The 13,904-nt window shown below is 57.0% G+C and carries 14 protein-coding genes; 4 read left to right on the top strand and 10 right to left on the bottom strand.

Features of this window, described 5'->3' with window-relative positions; all coding sequences use genetic code 11:
* Positions 1 to 82 precede the first annotated feature (82 nt).
* From ACT3R4_RS03505 to ACT3R4_RS03465, 9 genes are all read right to left on the bottom strand, one after another.
* The gene (locus tag ACT3R4_RS03505; protein WP_441677333.1) at positions 83 to 511 is read right to left on the bottom strand and encodes a YbaN family protein; all 429 of its coding nucleotides are present in this window, start codon (positions 509 to 511) and stop codon (positions 83 to 85) included.
* A gap of 126 nt (positions 512 to 637) precedes the next feature.
* A complete protein-coding gene (locus ACT3R4_RS03500; protein WP_441677335.1) occupies positions 638 to 1,399 on the bottom strand; it encodes an ATP-binding cassette domain-containing protein in 762 nt (253 codons plus the stop codon).
* A complete protein-coding gene (locus ACT3R4_RS03495; protein ID WP_441677337.1) occupies positions 1,393 to 2,427 on the bottom strand; it encodes a FecCD family ABC transporter permease in 1,035 nt (344 codons plus the stop codon). Before ACT3R4_RS03495 ends, ACT3R4_RS03500 begins: the two co-directional genes overlap by 7 nt.
* Positions 2,427 to 3,296 (bottom strand): heme/hemin ABC transporter substrate-binding protein, encoded by an 870-nt coding sequence (locus ACT3R4_RS03490; protein WP_441677339.1) that lies wholly within the window; start codon positions 3,294 to 3,296, stop codon positions 2,427 to 2,429. Before ACT3R4_RS03490 ends, ACT3R4_RS03495 begins: the two co-directional genes overlap by 1 nt.
* Entirely contained in the window at positions 3,293 to 4,345 is a 1,053-nt protein-coding gene (locus ACT3R4_RS03485; RefSeq protein ID WP_441677340.1) for a ChuX/HutX family heme-like substrate-binding protein, read from the bottom strand. Before ACT3R4_RS03485 ends, ACT3R4_RS03490 begins: the two co-directional genes overlap by 4 nt.
* Positions 4,346 to 4,377: 32 nt before the next feature.
* A complete protein-coding gene (locus ACT3R4_RS03480) occupies positions 4,378 to 6,372 on the bottom strand; it encodes a TonB-dependent receptor domain-containing protein (protein WP_441677341.1) in 1,995 nt (664 codons plus the stop codon).
* Between the two features lie 121 nt (positions 6,373 to 6,493).
* Positions 6,494 to 6,658 carry a hemin uptake protein HemP gene (gene hemP / locus ACT3R4_RS03475; RefSeq protein WP_193054698.1) on the bottom strand — a complete coding sequence of 55 codons (165 nt, stop codon included), beginning with the start codon at positions 6,656 to 6,658 and terminating at the stop codon, positions 6,494 to 6,496.
* Positions 6,659 to 6,953: 295 nt separating this feature from the next.
* Positions 6,954 to 7,445 carry a YciE/YciF ferroxidase family protein gene (locus ACT3R4_RS03470; protein WP_193054697.1) on the bottom strand — a complete coding sequence of 164 codons (492 nt, stop codon included), beginning with the start codon at positions 7,443 to 7,445 and terminating at the stop codon, positions 6,954 to 6,956.
* A gap of 202 nt (positions 7,446 to 7,647) precedes the next feature.
* Complete coding sequence (locus tag ACT3R4_RS03465; protein WP_441677344.1) at positions 7,648 to 8,250, bottom strand: LysE/ArgO family amino acid transporter; 603 nt, start codon at positions 8,248 to 8,250, stop codon at positions 7,648 to 7,650.
* Positions 8,251 to 8,368: 118 nt separating this feature from the next.
* Between ACT3R4_RS03465 and ACT3R4_RS03460 the strand changes: the two genes are divergently transcribed.
* The 4 genes from ACT3R4_RS03460 (at position 8,369) to ACT3R4_RS03445 (ending at position 13,132) form a co-directional block, all read left to right on the top strand.
* Complete coding sequence (locus ACT3R4_RS03460; protein WP_441677345.1) at positions 8,369 to 9,256, top strand: LysR family transcriptional regulator ArgP; 888 nt, start codon at positions 8,369 to 8,371, stop codon at positions 9,254 to 9,256.
* A gap of 74 nt (positions 9,257 to 9,330) precedes the next feature.
* A complete protein-coding gene (locus ACT3R4_RS03455) occupies positions 9,331 to 10,422 on the top strand; it encodes an ABC transporter ATP-binding protein (protein ID WP_441677347.1) in 1,092 nt (363 codons plus the stop codon).
* Positions 10,423 to 10,451: 29 nt separating this feature from the next.
* Positions 10,452 to 11,435 (top strand): ABC transporter substrate-binding protein, encoded by a 984-nt coding sequence (locus tag ACT3R4_RS03450; RefSeq protein ID WP_441677349.1) that lies wholly within the window; start codon positions 10,452 to 10,454, stop codon positions 11,433 to 11,435.
* Positions 11,435 to 13,132, top strand: a complete 1,698-nt coding sequence (locus tag ACT3R4_RS03445; protein WP_441677351.1) for an ABC transporter permease — start codon at positions 11,435 to 11,437, stop codon at positions 13,130 to 13,132. The genes ACT3R4_RS03450 and ACT3R4_RS03445 overlap by 1 nt, the downstream gene beginning before the upstream one ends.
* Positions 13,133 to 13,140: 8 nt before the next feature.
* On the opposite strand, the gene madM is transcribed toward ACT3R4_RS03445, so the two are convergent.
* Positions 13,141 to 13,902 (bottom strand): malonate transporter subunit MadM, encoded by a 762-nt coding sequence (gene madM / locus ACT3R4_RS03440; RefSeq protein WP_441677353.1) that lies wholly within the window; start codon positions 13,900 to 13,902, stop codon positions 13,141 to 13,143.
* Between the last annotated feature and the right edge of the window lie 2 nt (positions 13,903 to 13,904).

Genomic DNA, 13,904 nt, shown 5'->3' with positions numbered 1-13,904 from the left:
CGATGGTATGCGTAGCCTGCATAGAGCGTTGCTTGCGAGCCAACTTTTCGTACAAAGCCTAGACATGTATCCTCCGGTTATCTCAATCACGCGCACTCGGTTCAGGTCGCGTCGCGAGCCAGCAGGCGATGCACGCCAGCAGCGCAACGATAGCCCAGCGTAACCAGCCCTCGCCTAAATGCCAGAGCAGGATCATTGCGCTGGCAAAAATACTGCTTACCGCGATGTATTTAGCGCGTCTGGAAATAGCGCGCTCACGCTCCCAGTTTTTAATCAAAGGCCCAACATAACGCCGCGAACGGATCCACGCTTCAAAGCGTGGTGAGCCTTTGGAAGCGCAGTAAACGGCTCCCAGCATAAACTCGGTCGTGGGCAGCAAGGGCAGGAAGATACCGAGAACACCAATCCCAAAACTCAGCGCAGCAAGGCCTACCCATAAGGCGCGTACTAGCGTTAGGGGCTCTTTTGATGGGCGCTTTGGCGGTGAGCTTACGGGTGGTTTCTCGTTCATTTATCCAGTTTCTCATGGATAACAGGGCTTGGCGATGCGCCAGGTCAGGCGATGACCCACTAATAGGTGGATACGCTAAGCATACTACGCCGTATTAAGAACGGGTTAACGCTCTTCAAGCGCGCATTAACGCATTAGTGCCAGTAGCGGGGTAGAGGTCGTCTGGCTCGTGAGTGCATGGAGTTCTGCCTCGTACACATCAGCAATGCTGGCGGGTACGAGAACGTCATGTGGTTTACCATGCGCTATACGCTGCCCCTTTTGCAGTAACCAAACGTAGTCGGCGTAAGTGCCGGCCAGGTTCAGGTCATGTAGGACGCATACGATGGCCATATGATGCCGTGTGGCCCAGGTGCGTAGTTGACGCATTAGCCGCTGCTGCTGGCCGATATCCAAGGCGCTGGTGGGTTCATCCAGCAGAAGTAGGCCGCCATCCTTGGCTGCGTCTGAGCGCCGCGAGAGCAGTTGGCAGGCGCCGCGGGCGATCATCACTCGCTGGCGCTCGCCGCCCGAAAGCGAGAGTACGCTGCGCTTGGCGAGCGGGACGAGGTCCAGGTCATCGAGCAGCTCGGCGATGAGTGCTTTATCGGGGTTGCTCCCTAGACACACCAATTCTTCCACTCGCCAATCGAAGCCGACAGGCTCCTGCTGAGCGACAAGCGCACGTCGGCTGGCGAGCGCGGTGATCTCCCACTCATCAAGCAAGCGACCATCCAGCTGTACGGTGCCCTGTTCGCAGCGGCGATAGCCTGACAGCATGCTGAGCAGCGTGCTCTTGCCTGCGCCATTCGGCCCTACAATCGCGAGCAGTTCGCCTGGATGGATCTCACCATTCATAGGTGCTAGTGCGGGAATTGAGGTTAGCCCCGCTTGATGCAGGGTCAGCATGACGGGCTCCGGCGCATAAGCAGATACAGAAAGTAGGGCCCGCCCAAAAGGCTCGTTAGCAGCCCGACCGGGATCTCGGCAGGAGAGGCTATCGTGCGCGCCAGGGTATCGGCGACCACTAATAACAAAGCACCGCCCAGCATTGAGGCAGGCAGGAGTAACCTGTGTCCGGGCCCTAGCCAAAGCCGTAGGCAGTGGGGAACCAGCAGGCCAAGAAAGCCAATGACACCGGTGAGGGCTACGCACAGCCCGACGCCAAGTGAGGTGGCCACGACAATACGGCGTTTGAGGCGGTTGGCGTCCAGTCCCGCCGCATGGGCCGTGGTTTCGCCTAGTTGAAGCAGGTCAAGCTCGCTGGCGCTGCGCATTAGCATCCACAGTGCCAGGCTAATCAGTACCAGGGCGATAGCGGTGGTTCGCCATAAGGCATGGGTTAGCGTGCCCATACCCCACAGGCTCAGTTGGCGCAGCTGTTCATCGCTGGCGATAAACGCAAGGACGCCACCCGCAGCGCCGGCCAGAGTGTTAATCGCCAGGCCCGCTAGCAGCAGGGTCATAACGGCGGCACTCCCACCCTGACGTTTGGCCAAGCCAAACACGATGACACATACGCTCAGCGCGCCCAAAAAGCCAGCAGCAAACTGGCCGTAAAGGCTGTTGACGGCGCTATCCTGAAAAATAACGATCCATAGCGCCACAAATAGCCCGGCACCGCTGGCAAGGCCGAGCAGCGTTGGGTCGGCCAAGGGATTGCGAAATAGCCCCTGCATGGCAGCGCCGCTGCCTGCGAGCATGGCGCCTACGGCAACCCCCAGCAGCAAGCGCGGTAAGCGCAGCTGCCACCAAACCTGCGTGCTAAGCGTATCGGCATTGCCGCTTAGCAGTGCCCATGGGGAGAGCCCTAATGCCCCTGACGCTGCGCCCCATGCCAAGGCAAGTAACAGCGTAAGCGTTAAACCGATAAGGACTCGTGGAGCGCGCCCCATCGGTCGCATCGTACGCTGACGATAAGCCGTTAAGCTGACCATTACGGCGCAGCCAGTGCAGTGGGCGAGGCGTTGAGCAGCGCTTCAACATCCTGGCGTAAGGCTAACAGCTGGTCGGGCGCACGTGGCCCAAAGCCCAGCAGTGCCTGATCATCGATAACGATTACCCGCTGCGCTTGGCCTGCTGGAGTAAGTGCCATACCGGGTAATTGCCACAAGGCTTCTGGGCCACCCATAGCGTCTAAACCGCGCGCTGACATAATGATCAGCTCAGGTGCCACGCGCACCAACGCCTCGGCGCCAACACTGTGGTAGCCCTCCATCGCTGCAAAGGCGTTTTCCAGCCCGACGGCTTCAAGTGCCGTATGCGCCGAGGTTTGGCTTCCGGCAGCGCGCGGCGTTAAGCCACTATGCTGGAGAATAAACATCGCCCGGGTTGAAGGTAAGGGGGGCAAATCAGCCAGGTATTCAAGCTTGTCAGTCAAGGTTTGCGCTAAAGCGTTGGCTTGTTCATGCCGGTCAGTGTAGCTACCCACCGCGCGAACCTTTTCAGCAATGGCCGCTAGCGTCGCGGGTGCGCTAACCACATCCAGCGTAACGCCGACAGCGTCCAGCTGTTCAAGCACTTCTTTAGGGCCGGCATGCTGATTGGCAAGGATACGGTCAGGCTGAACCGACAGTACGCTTTCGGCCGAGAGCTGGCGTAAATAACCCACAGAGGGCAGCGCTGTCAGGGTCTCAGGATAGAGAACCGTATCGTCGCGGGCGACCAGATTGATGTCAGCCTTCAAGGCTGAAAGCGTTTCAGCAATATCGCCACCCAGCACAACCCAGCGTTCGCTGGCGCTCGTTTCCAGGCTGAAAAATAGCGCAAGCAAAACGCCGGAGAGCAGTCGAACAGGCTGCTTCATGCCACGGCCTCACGCTGATTAAGCTCATTCAATAACTGTCGCCAGGCGCTGGATTCGGGATTGCCCTCGCGGCGCTCGGCATATATTTGCAGGACTAATGCGCCTTGTGCGTCAAACGCTTCAATGCTGGTGACGCCTCCGTCACGATTGGGTTTAGACACTTGCCACACCTGATCAATGGCGGTGTCGTCCAAGTGTAGGGTAAAGCTATCGCCAAACAGATTCAGCCAACCCCGTGCGCGCTGGGGCGTGGGCAGCGTCCCCGTACGGATTTGCACGCAGCCGGGACTGGCGACAAACAGCATGAGCGGCAAGGCGTATTGGCTTGCCTGATGAAACAGGTTTTCCAGTATGTTAGCCGGTAGCGCCCGGGTGTAGTGGCCCTCCATCAGCTGGTTGGCCTCAATACGCTCCAGACGATGGCGCTGCAGCAGAGCGAAGAATTGATGCACGTCCTGCATCGCTCCCCATTCGCCCGCAAGGTCGGGGGCGTTGGGAAGCGGGCGTTTAAGGCGTGGTGCACTCTGGGTGAACGCCGGAGTGTCCTGGGTGCCGAGTGCTGCTAACGCGTCCCAGGCGCTGGGAAGCGGTGTTTCCAGCGCAAAGCATTTGTGCACGGCGCAGCCATGCTGGTTAAATATTTGCAGGCTCCAGCGCCACTCCTTTGAGCCATCTTGTGAAGGCATGGCATCACGAATCAAGCACACCCAGTGCCAGTGGGAATACAGCAAGCGAAGATCCAAACCGCCGGGGTCGAGCAGTAGTCCCGTTTGGGCCCCGCCGCGCAGTTCAGGATAGTCCCCGGTTTGTTCAAGGACGGCCAGGCGCGAGCGGGTCAGTGATTTTACGCGGCCAAGCGTGGGTAGATAGCTTGCGATCTCACTGGGTGGCAGGGGCAGTGTCCATATACCACGCCCCAGGCGAGCCGCCTGTAACTCGCCTTCGCTAATGGCCAAGCGCTCGGCAATATCAATAGCGGGCAGGCGCGGCTGTGCTTCACGCGCAGCATCAAAGGCTTCCAGAATAGCGATTTGTTGGGATTGCGTCATGAGCTCACCTTCATCGGGTGCATGGTGTGGCATTACCACTGCCAGTTGAGGGTGGCGAACAGGCTGCGCCCATCGCCTAAGCTGCCATCGGGGCGGTACCACACTTTATCGCCCAGGTTGGCCAGGCGTAGCGAGGTATCAATGGCGGGGGTAAGGCGCCAGGCCAGGTGTACATCGTGTAGCCCGTAGCCTGGCAAGCGCTCGTCATCGCCCTGTTTGTCGAAATCACGGGCAAACCGACCTTGCCAGCCCAGGCGCACATTACCGTTGTACAGTGCAATATCACTGCCTAAGGTCGCTTCCAGCGGTGTTTGATTGCCTAGCGGCGCGCCGGTGTCGCGGTCTTTGCCGGAGACTTCGGAAAGGCCTGCAAAACTGGTAAGGAAAGAAAAAGCGCTGGGCTGCCAGAAAACGCGGGCATCATAGCCCCACAGCTGGGCGCGCTGAACGTTCACGGCTTGAGTGGTGCCTGCCATAATATCGACCTGAGTATCGATAAAGTCATTGGCACGGGTATCAAAGTAGCTGGCACGCACTTGCCAATCTCCCTGATGCCAAACCACGCCGCTCTCCCAGGTATGACTGGTTTCAGGGACAAGGTCCGGGTTGGGTATCCAGTAGTTGTCGGGCGTACAGAAGAACGGCCCGGCACAGAACCCCGCAAAGTGGCGTTCATTAGCATATAGCTCAGAAAGACTCGGAGCGCGGAAAGCCTCGGCGTATCCGGTAAATAGCATCAATGCGTCGTCGGGCCGCCAGGCAACGCGAAAACGTGGGGAAATCTGATCATGTACGCTGTTGGCCTCGCCCTGGCCGGTGGCATCGTAGCGGTCATAGCGGGCGCCTAATCCAATGTCGAACGCTCCCGCGCCGCCCTCCGTCAGGTAACGGCCAGCGGTGAGCGTTGTATCCAGGTAGGCTGCTTGCGTATCAATATCGGCACGTGGGAAACCATTCGCATCGCCTTCAGGACGTTGGCGGGCCTGCTCCAGTTCAGCACCAAATACCAGCGTTTGAGAAAGCCAGCCATGCTCCATTCGGTGATAGCCGTCGCTTTGCAGCCCCGCACGCTCCAGAGTGCGGCTGGCCCTTGGCTCATCAATATCTTGCTGGCTAAAGGTGAGTCGTGAGGTGATCTCGGTAGCCGCACCTGGCTGCCAACGGTGGCCGAGCTGCACATTGTTGCTCTGAACGTCGCGGTCGCGCAGCGGGTTGCTGGCATCTGTAGAACGCTGTTGCGGATTAGCGGGTTGGGTGGTGTGCTCGTCGTAATGTTGCCAGCTAACAAACACCCGCTGGTCGTCATCCGGCTGCCAGCCACCTTTTAGTAACAGGCTGTTGAGCGAGGCATCTTCATCGGCCATCTCGCCACCGGCGCGACGAATATCACCGGACTTGCTACGGCCTATTGAGAGAAGACCATCGACGCGGCCACTTGATGTATCACGACGACCAAAAGCGGTAAGGCTGCCACGTAACTCGTCACTGGCGCTTGCGCCACCGACAGAAAGCCGTACACCGCTTTCCTCGTCGGGCGCAAGCAGGTCATCGGCATCTACGCTGTTAAAACTAACCACACCGCCCATCGCGTTACTACCGTAAAGGCTAGAGAGCGCTCCGCGGGCAATCTGGACATTTTGAATCAAGGCGGGATCAAGGAAAAAGTTACCGATATGACCCGTGGAAATATCTTGCCGAACACCATCCAGGCGGACCAGTACGCCCTCACGGCCAAAGCCACGCAGGCTCAGCGTTTGGCCGTTGCGGCGCCCTTGTCCTGCAACGTGTAGGCCAGGCTGACGGCTAAGTACGTCTTCCACTCGGCTCGCGGTGGCCAACACTGCATCATCACGCTCAATAATATCGATGATGAGTGGGGCACGGGAAAGATCCGTGGGCACTCGTGTACCGGTGACAGTGACAGGATCAAAGGAGTGAGGCTCAATCTCTGGTTGCGCCAAGGCAGGTGCTACCAATAGAGGGCAAAACGTAAGATAAAGCGGGCAAAGCGAGTAAGCGCGTTTCATGGGCCAGACCATTCCAACAATAAGAAGGTAATAGGTGCTGGCTGGGTGCGTCGGCTACCTGGCTGGCATTAAGCTTGGGACGTACTAATAGCAAATGCTAAGGGGGCGTAACGGTCAGTTGTTAAGCCGTTAAAATAAGCTTTCCGCTTTTGGTAAAACGTAGCAGATAGCGCCGGTTTTCGTGATGAATCACCAACTGGCCTTCTGACCCCAGTAACTCTCGACTTTCCACTTCACGTGGTGGCGGTGTTTTCTCCCGCGAGGTGCTTTTTTCCATGCTGCACATGAGATGAAATTCCCTATGCTAATGATAGTTATTATCGATAAGATATCAGCCTGTTTGCGTTAACTCAAGCATCAACTATGGGTTGGCTAAGGCCAAACCAGGGCAGGCAGAGATCAAAATGGGAATCGTGAGGAGAGGATGTGAGCGAGCCGTTACGACATAATGCGCCCACAATAGGCGATCAATAGCATCAGGGCAGTTCCGTTAATAGCTGGCTCCCCCTGCTACGAATAATATCTGATAGTCGTAATAATGGGTGTGAGCCAGCTATTGAGACCCGTTTGCCAAGCAGCCGTTAACCCGCTTTTTTGTTAACGTTGGCTTCTGCCAGTTTGCTTAGCTTGTCGTCTGTCGATTTCTCTTCTTTAAGTGTTTCGGCCAGGATTTTTTTAGCGTCTGTATAGCCTAACTGCTCGGCAAGGGCGCAAAGAGTGCCGTATGTCGCAATCTCGTAGTGCTCTACTTTTTGCGCTGCGCCAATTAAGCCTGCATCTCGTACAGGGCCTTTCTCGGTGGCTTCAATGAGTTCCTGGCCTTCTTCAATCAAGCCTTCCATCGCGTGGCACTTGATTCGCTTGATACGGATATCCGGCAGGCTATCCGCGACTTTCTCAAGCCGCTCCAACTGGCCTTGGGTTTCTTCAAGGTGGTGTTTGAAAGCGTCGGCTAATTGAGGGTCGTCAGCTGCGCGGGCCATCTTGGGCAGCGCCTTAGTTATCTGCTTTTCAGCACTGTTCGTATCGGAAAGCAGATGAATGAAAAGTTCCTTGGCATTTTTAATAACCATCAGTCGGCTCCTTCTCGGTTAATAAAGCATTATCCGTAATGAAAGACGGAAGCCATTTAAAGCTAGCAGGGATTTAGGCACTCAAGTGTTTATAAAAGTTAAGCTTTAAATTGAAAATTAGTTGGCGCGTGGTTAAATTTTTTATTTTAGAAAGTAGTATTAATCTACGTTAAAAGTTTAAAGCTCTCATACTATGGATGGGCTACAACCCTTCTGTCATCAGTTGGACAGCAATCGTCAACATCATCATCGCAACCCCAATATCGATTAGCCGCCAGGTAAAGGGGCGTGATAGCCAAGGCGCCAGCCAGGCAGCGCCTAGTGCCAAGGCAGTAAACCAGAGTGCTGAGCCACTGGCAGCCCCCATGGCATAGGCGCCGGGAATAGGTTGCTGAGCACCGAGTGAGCCGATCAGCAATACGGTATCAATATAAACATGCGGGTTGAGCAGCGTTACCGCGAGTGTCGCCAGTATGACCGCAGCAAGAGAGCGTGGGGGCGTACCGCCTGCCTCAAGTCCGTTAGGGCGCCAGGCACGGCGTAGTGCCTGACTTGCGTACCAAAGCAGAAATGCAGTCCCGCCCCAGCGAGCAATGGCCAATAAAAGGGGATTTTGAGCCAGCAGATTCGCCAAACCAAACACGCCTGCGGTCACCAGCACGGCATCGCAAACAATGCATAGTAGAGCGACCGGAATATGGTGTTCGCGGCGCAGGCTTTGCGAAAGCACAAACGCATTTTGAGCGCCAATCGCCATGATTAACCCCATCCCAACCAGCAGGCCATTGCTGTAACTCTGCCACATGCTCTCTTTCCTGTTATGAAGTGCGTTATGAATACTGCAGTGAATATCGCTGGTCAGTGTGCGGAGATTACCTGTATAAGAAAAACGAATAATGCTGATGTCTCATTAGGAAAAGTGATTGCTGGATTACAAATTATTGGCGGCGTTGGCCGCCGTCATAGAGCAGGGTGGTTTTGAGCGAGGCGCGCAGGTGCTGGGGTTATCGCAGTCAGCTATCTCCCAGCGGATCAAGCTGCTTGAAGCGCGTATTGGTCAGCCCGTTCTGGTGCGTGCCACACCGCCTGCGCCCACCGAGGTAGGACGCCAACTGCTTAACCATGTGCAGCAGGTGCGCTTACTTGAACGCGACTTAAAGGGTCAGGTGCCGGTATTAAGCGAGGCCGTACCGGAACGCCTGCGCCTGGCGATTAACGCCGATAGCCTGGCGACGTGGTGGGCATCAGCGGTAGGGGATTTCTGTACCAACCAGAACGTATTGCTGGAACTGGTAGTGGAGGACCAAGAGGTAGGACTAAAGCGCATGCGTGCTGGTGAAGTAGCAGGATGTGTCTGTGCTGCCGAACGCCCGGTTGCGGGTGCCAACAGCGTAGCGTTAGGTGCCATGCCTTATCTTGCCGTGGCAAGCCCGGCCTTTGTCCACCGCTACTTGGCAGAAGGCATCAATGCCCAGGTGTTGGCCCGTGCACCGGCAATCGTGTTTGGAACCGATGATCAGTTACAGCATCGGTTTTTGGCGGAACTTGGCGTAACGGGAGGGTTTGATTACCACCTATGCCCCTCTTCCGAAGGCTTTGTACGGCTAATGGAGAGCGGGCTTGGCTGGGGGATGGTGCCAGAGCTTCAAGTGCGAGATGAATTGATTAAAGGCACGCTGGTGGAACTGATGCCGGGGCGTGCTATTGATGTGCCTCTTTACTGGCACTATTGGCGCAGCGGAGGCCGCCTGCTAACTGAGTTAACGCAGCACCTTTGTCGTGAAGCAAAAGGGGCATTGGTGCTGCTTTAACGGTCATTGCCGCTGTCAAACGACTGTCATCATTTTTCGTTAGGGTACTTCCTTTTGATGACGGTGCTAACTCTATGCCCATTCCTGCGCTTGCTATTGAAGGTTTGCAGAAATCGTTTGGTGATAAAAAAGCGCTGGATGGTATCGACCTTCACCTATCGAGCGGCAAAGTGCTGGCCCTGCTAGGCCCCTCCGGCTGTGGTAAAACGACATTACTGCGCTGTATCGCTGGGCTAACCGGCATCGATAGCGGGCATATTTCCCTGAATGGGCAGCTTGTGGCTCAGCCTCAGCGTCATTTGAGCCCCAACGATCGAAAGCTCGGCATGGTCTTTCAGGATTATGCACTTTGGCCGCATATGAGCGTGGCGCAAAACGTAGCGTTTCCTCTGGAAATGCAAGGCGTTAACCCCAAAGCGCGCGAAGAACAGGTAGCCTGGGCGCTGTCGCTGGTCGGCCTTGGCGACTATGCCGACCGCCAGCCGGGGTCGCTCTCCGGCGGGCAGCAGCAGCGCGTTGCGCTGGCACGCGCCATCGTGGCCAAGCCCAGGCTTTTGCTAATGGATGAGCCGCTCTCCAATCTGGATAAAGGGCTTCGCGACAATCTGGCACTGGAAATCCGAGCCCTGATTGAAGAGCTCGCCCTGACGGCCGTTTTTGTCACCCACGATCAGCATGAAGCCTTTTCTCTGGCTGATGAGGTGGCAGTGTTGCAAGCGGGGCGTTTGCAACAGGTGGCCTCCCCGGAAGCGCTTTATCAAGCGCCCGCTACTCCCTCGATTGCCGCGTTTATCGATGCCGGTGCGGTGCTTGATGGACACTTCGATGCAGATGGCTTTCATGTTGCTGGCCAAACGTTACGCGTCATGGCTCACCGTGATTACACCGGCCCGGCACGCCTTCTGCTACCTCGCCGGGCACTTACACTGACGTCGCCAACTCAGGCTGACGTGATTGCCAAGGTAAAAGGTCGGCTGTTTCAGGGCGACCACACCGCACTAACGCTGTCGCTTAATCAACATACCCATATAAAACTGCGTGTGCATGACACGCTGGTGCCACCGGAATCCGTTGGCCTGACGGTAGACGTCGCATCACTACGCGCTTGGCTACCCACTGGCGAGGCGCTTTCCTGTTCCCCTCTGCATGCTGCGGAGCTTTGCTAACACATTTATCCCACTATAAGGAATGTCGCATGCTTTCTCGATTGCTTTCCCGCTCTGCGCTGGTGTCGCTTACGGGCGCCGCAATTTTTAGTCTGGGTAGTCAAGCTCATGCTCAGGCGTTGACGGTCTACTCGGCAGGGCCGAACTCGCTGATTGAGCGTCTGGCGGCCGATTTTACCGAGCAAACCAATATCGATGTGAATGTGTTTCAAAGTACGACAGGCCAGGTAATGGCCCGGTTGGAAGCCGAGCGTGCCAATCCGTTGGCAGATGTCGTCATTTCTGCCTCTTGGGATAGCGCTACGTCGCTTTCGGAAGATGGTCTCTTGCACGCTTATCGATCTTCTAATGCGGCCACTGTGCCTGATTTCCTGCAGGCGGATGACTACGTCGCCCAAGGCGTTTCGGCGCTGTCGCTGGTCTGGAACCAAAATAGTGATACGCCGCCACCCAGCGACTGGTCTGATCTGGCTGACCCGGTTTACGCCGACCAGGTAACTATGCCTGATCCCGCTCAGTCGGGGGCCGCTTTTGAGCTGGTGGCCGGCCTTTTGACGGCGACGGGAGAAGACGCAACGTGGTCGTTGCTGGAAGCACTGATGGACAACGGTATGGTGGTGCCCGGGCCTAATGCACGCGCGCTTAATCCCGTATTGCAGGGCGCCAAGTCTGTTGTGTTTGGCGCCGTCGACTATATTGCGCTTACCCAACAGGAAAGCGGTGAGGCGATTGAGGTCATTTTCCCCGAAAGTGGTACGGTTATCGCGCCGCGCCCGATGATGATTCTCGAGTCCAGCGCTATGCAACATGAGGCCGAGCAGTTCATCGATTTTATGCTCTCTGATCAAGGCCAGCAGCGGGTTGCTGAAAGCTACCTGATGCCAGCACGTAGCGATATCGAAGCACAGCGCCCGACGCTGAATGAGCTGACGCTGATTGATATCGATAGCGAAGCAATGAACGAGCAGCGTGACGTCATTCTGGAACGCTTTCGTGGGCTGACGGGCGGGTGATGAAATCGATCAAAGCCCTCAACCTGCCCCGTTTGGACGGGGCAGGCATCGTGCTGTTGCTCACGGTGCTGATACTGCTTTTATTGGTGGGCTTGCCGCTACTGTATATCGTTTTGCAGGCCATTTTTCCGCTATGGTCGCGCGGCGATCTCTCTGGTGCTTTTACACTGTTCATGCCAACGCTTGTCGACCCTGCACTGCTTAAACTGCTGGGCAATACGCTGCGTCTGGGCCTTGCCGTGGTCTTGGCCTGTGCCGTGCTGGCCATACCGCTTGGCGCGCTGCGGGCGCTTACCTGTGTGCCGGGCGGCGCTATTTGGGATCTGATTTTTCTGATTCCGTTTATGATTCCACCGTATATCGCGGCGCTCTCCTGGATGTTGACGCTTCAGCCGCGCGGCTATGCGCAGCAGTTAATGGGTATCGAAGCGAGCCATTTTCTGTTCTCTTTCTACGGCATTGTGTTCGTGATGGTGCTGAACGTCTTTCCCGTGGTCTATTTTGCCGTTTCGCGCACCATGATGAGTGTGGGTGGACGCTACGCGTCGGCCGCCCGCGTTTGTGGGGCAGGCAAATGGCAGGCGCTGTGGCGCGTCACGCTGCCACTCTCGACGCCCGGTATTGCGGCCAGCCTACTGCTGGTTTTTGCACTCACGATTGAGGAGTTTGGCACGCCAGCCACGCTGGGCGCTCAGGCGGGCTATCACGTTTTGGTGACCGGGATTCATCAGCGCTTTTCCGACTGGCCAATCGATATCCCCGGCGCTGCCGTGCTGTCACTGTTGCTTGTGATGCTGGCGATGGCCGCCTTCTACGTCCAGCACTGGCTGGTAACGCGGCGTTCGTTTATCAGCCAGACCGGCAAGCCAGCGACGGGGGAGCGCGCCGAGCTTGGAAAATGGAAGTGGCCGACCTTAGTGCTTTTTTCAGCCGTGGCGTTTATCTCGGTTGCCGTTCCCCTGCTGGCCGTATTGGCGACAGCACTGACGGGAACGCTGTCGGGCGGACTTACGCTGGATAACCTGTCGCTACGCCACTTCGAGGCGCTGTTTGCCAATCGTGGCGGTGCCATGCAGGCATTGGGAACGAGCCTGAGCCTGGCCGTTGGTGCCGCCTTGCTCACAGGTGTGTTGGGAGCCCTGGTTGGCTATATGGTGGTGCGTGCTCAAGTACGTGGCAAAGGGATGCTCGATTTACTGTCGCTGCTGCCCAACACCCTGCCTGGGGTCGTTGTGGCGGTAGGTTTGATTCTGGCGTGGAACCAGAGCCATTGGCCCATTCAGGTGTACAACACCGGGGCGATGCTGCTGCTGGCGTATGCGTGCCTGCTGCTTCCTTACCCTGTGCGCTATGCCAGTGCGGCTTTACGGCAGATGGGTGAGAGCCTGGAGGCGGCTGCCAGAGTGTGCGGGGCCGGATTTGTCGCGACGTTTCGGCGTATCTTGCTGCCGGCGCTGGCGCCGAGTCTTCTGGTATCCATGCTGCTGGTGTTTGCCATTGCTTCCAGAGAGCTGGTGGCATCACTGATGGTGGCGCCGGCAGGCATGAGCACCGTATCGACATTCGTATTTGGGCAATTCGAGCAGGGCTCGCCGGGAGTGGGAATGGCGATGAGCGCCGTAGCGATTTTTACCACCACGGCGCTATTGGTCGGGTTAACGGCCTTCAGCCGCAAACGGTTGCCCATCGCCAGCTAGATACGCCTTTAAAAAACGGCGCGCACAGCAAGGTACAGCACCGAAGGGGCTAGCAGTGCGCCCAGCCCGGTGTAGAACGTCGCTGTCATGGCACCATAAGGCACCAGTTTCGGGTCGGTGGCAGCTAAACCCGCTGCTACACCGCTAGTGGTGCCCATCAAGCCACCAAAGATCATCGCAGAGCGCGGGTTGTCCAGACCGATATGGCGGGCAGCGATGGGGGTCAGCACCATAACCAGAATCGATTTGAAAAGGCCTGCTGCAATCGAAAGCGCAATAATGTCGGAAGAGGCGCCAATGGAGGCGCCGGCAATGGGGCCAACAATGTAGGTGACGGTACCGGCACCCATCGTGGTGAGCGAGATCGGGTCCCGATAGCCGAATGCGTAAGCCACGGCAACGCCCGCCACAAAGGACACAATAACGCCCAAAAACAGCGCGATGATGCCGCTAACACCCGCTGCGCGAATTTCCTGAAAGCGCACCCCGTAAGCTGTGGCGATAATGGCCAGGTCGCGCAGCATGCCGCCGCCCATTAGCCCAAGCCCTGCAAACAGGCTGATATCGGCAAGCCCACGGCTACCGCCGGTATGAACGCCGCCAAAGTAAGCGAGTGCCAGGCCCACCATAATCGCAATAGCTGAGCCGTGAACACGGCCCTTGGTCAGTTTGTCGCTGACTAGATAAGAGATATACATGGCGCCGCCTACCAGAGCAAAGGCGGCGATCAGGTGCTGTTTTTCGAGTTGGGTAAAAAGCGATTCAAGCATAA

It is taken from the genome of Halomonas sp. AOP7-E1-9 (assembly GCF_052376035.1).
Lineage (GTDB): Bacteria > Pseudomonadota > Gammaproteobacteria > Pseudomonadales > Halomonadaceae > Vreelandella > Vreelandella citrativorans.
This window is presented reverse-complemented; position numbering and strand designations above follow the sequence as displayed.

Bases quoted from the DNA above. Each gene is read 5' to 3' on its own strand.
- ACT3R4_RS03505 (WP_441677333.1), bottom strand. From the start codon at position 511: ATGAACGAGAAACCACCCGTAAGCTCACCGCCAAAGCGCCCATCAAAA.
- ACT3R4_RS03500 (WP_441677335.1), bottom strand. From the start codon at position 1,399: ATGCTGACCCTGCATCAAGCGGGGCTAACCTCAATTCCCGCACTAGCA.
- ACT3R4_RS03495 (WP_441677337.1), bottom strand. From the start codon at position 2,427: ATGGTCAGCTTAACGGCTTATCGTCAGCGTACGATGCGACCGATGGGG.
- ACT3R4_RS03490 (WP_441677339.1), bottom strand. From the start codon at position 3,296: ATGAAGCAGCCTGTTCGACTGCTCTCCGGCGTTTTGCTTGCGCTATTT.
- ACT3R4_RS03485 (WP_441677340.1), bottom strand. From the start codon at position 4,345: ATGACGCAATCCCAACAAATCGCTATTCTGGAAGCCTTTGATGCTGCG.
- ACT3R4_RS03480 (WP_441677341.1), bottom strand. From the start codon at position 6,372: ATGAAACGCGCTTACTCGCTTTGCCCGCTTTATCTTACGTTTTGCCCT.
- hemP (WP_193054698.1), bottom strand. From the start codon at position 6,658: ATGTGCAGCATGGAAAAAAGCACCTCGCGGGAGAAAACACCGCCACCA.
- ACT3R4_RS03470 (WP_193054697.1), bottom strand. From the start codon at position 7,445: ATGGTTATTAAAAATGCCAAGGAACTTTTCATTCATCTGCTTTCCGAT.
- ACT3R4_RS03465 (WP_441677344.1), bottom strand. From the start codon at position 8,250: ATGTGGCAGAGTTACAGCAATGGCCTGCTGGTTGGGATGGGGTTAATC.
- ACT3R4_RS03455 (WP_441677347.1), top strand. From the start codon at position 9,331: ATGCCCATTCCTGCGCTTGCTATTGAAGGTTTGCAGAAATCGTTTGGT.
- ACT3R4_RS03450 (WP_441677349.1), top strand. From the start codon at position 10,452: ATGCTTTCTCGATTGCTTTCCCGCTCTGCGCTGGTGTCGCTTACGGGC.
- ACT3R4_RS03445 (WP_441677351.1), top strand. From the start codon at position 11,435: ATGAAATCGATCAAAGCCCTCAACCTGCCCCGTTTGGACGGGGCAGGC.
- madM (WP_441677353.1), bottom strand. From the start codon at position 13,902: ATGCTTGAATCGCTTTTTACCCAACTCGAAAAACAGCACCTGATCGCC.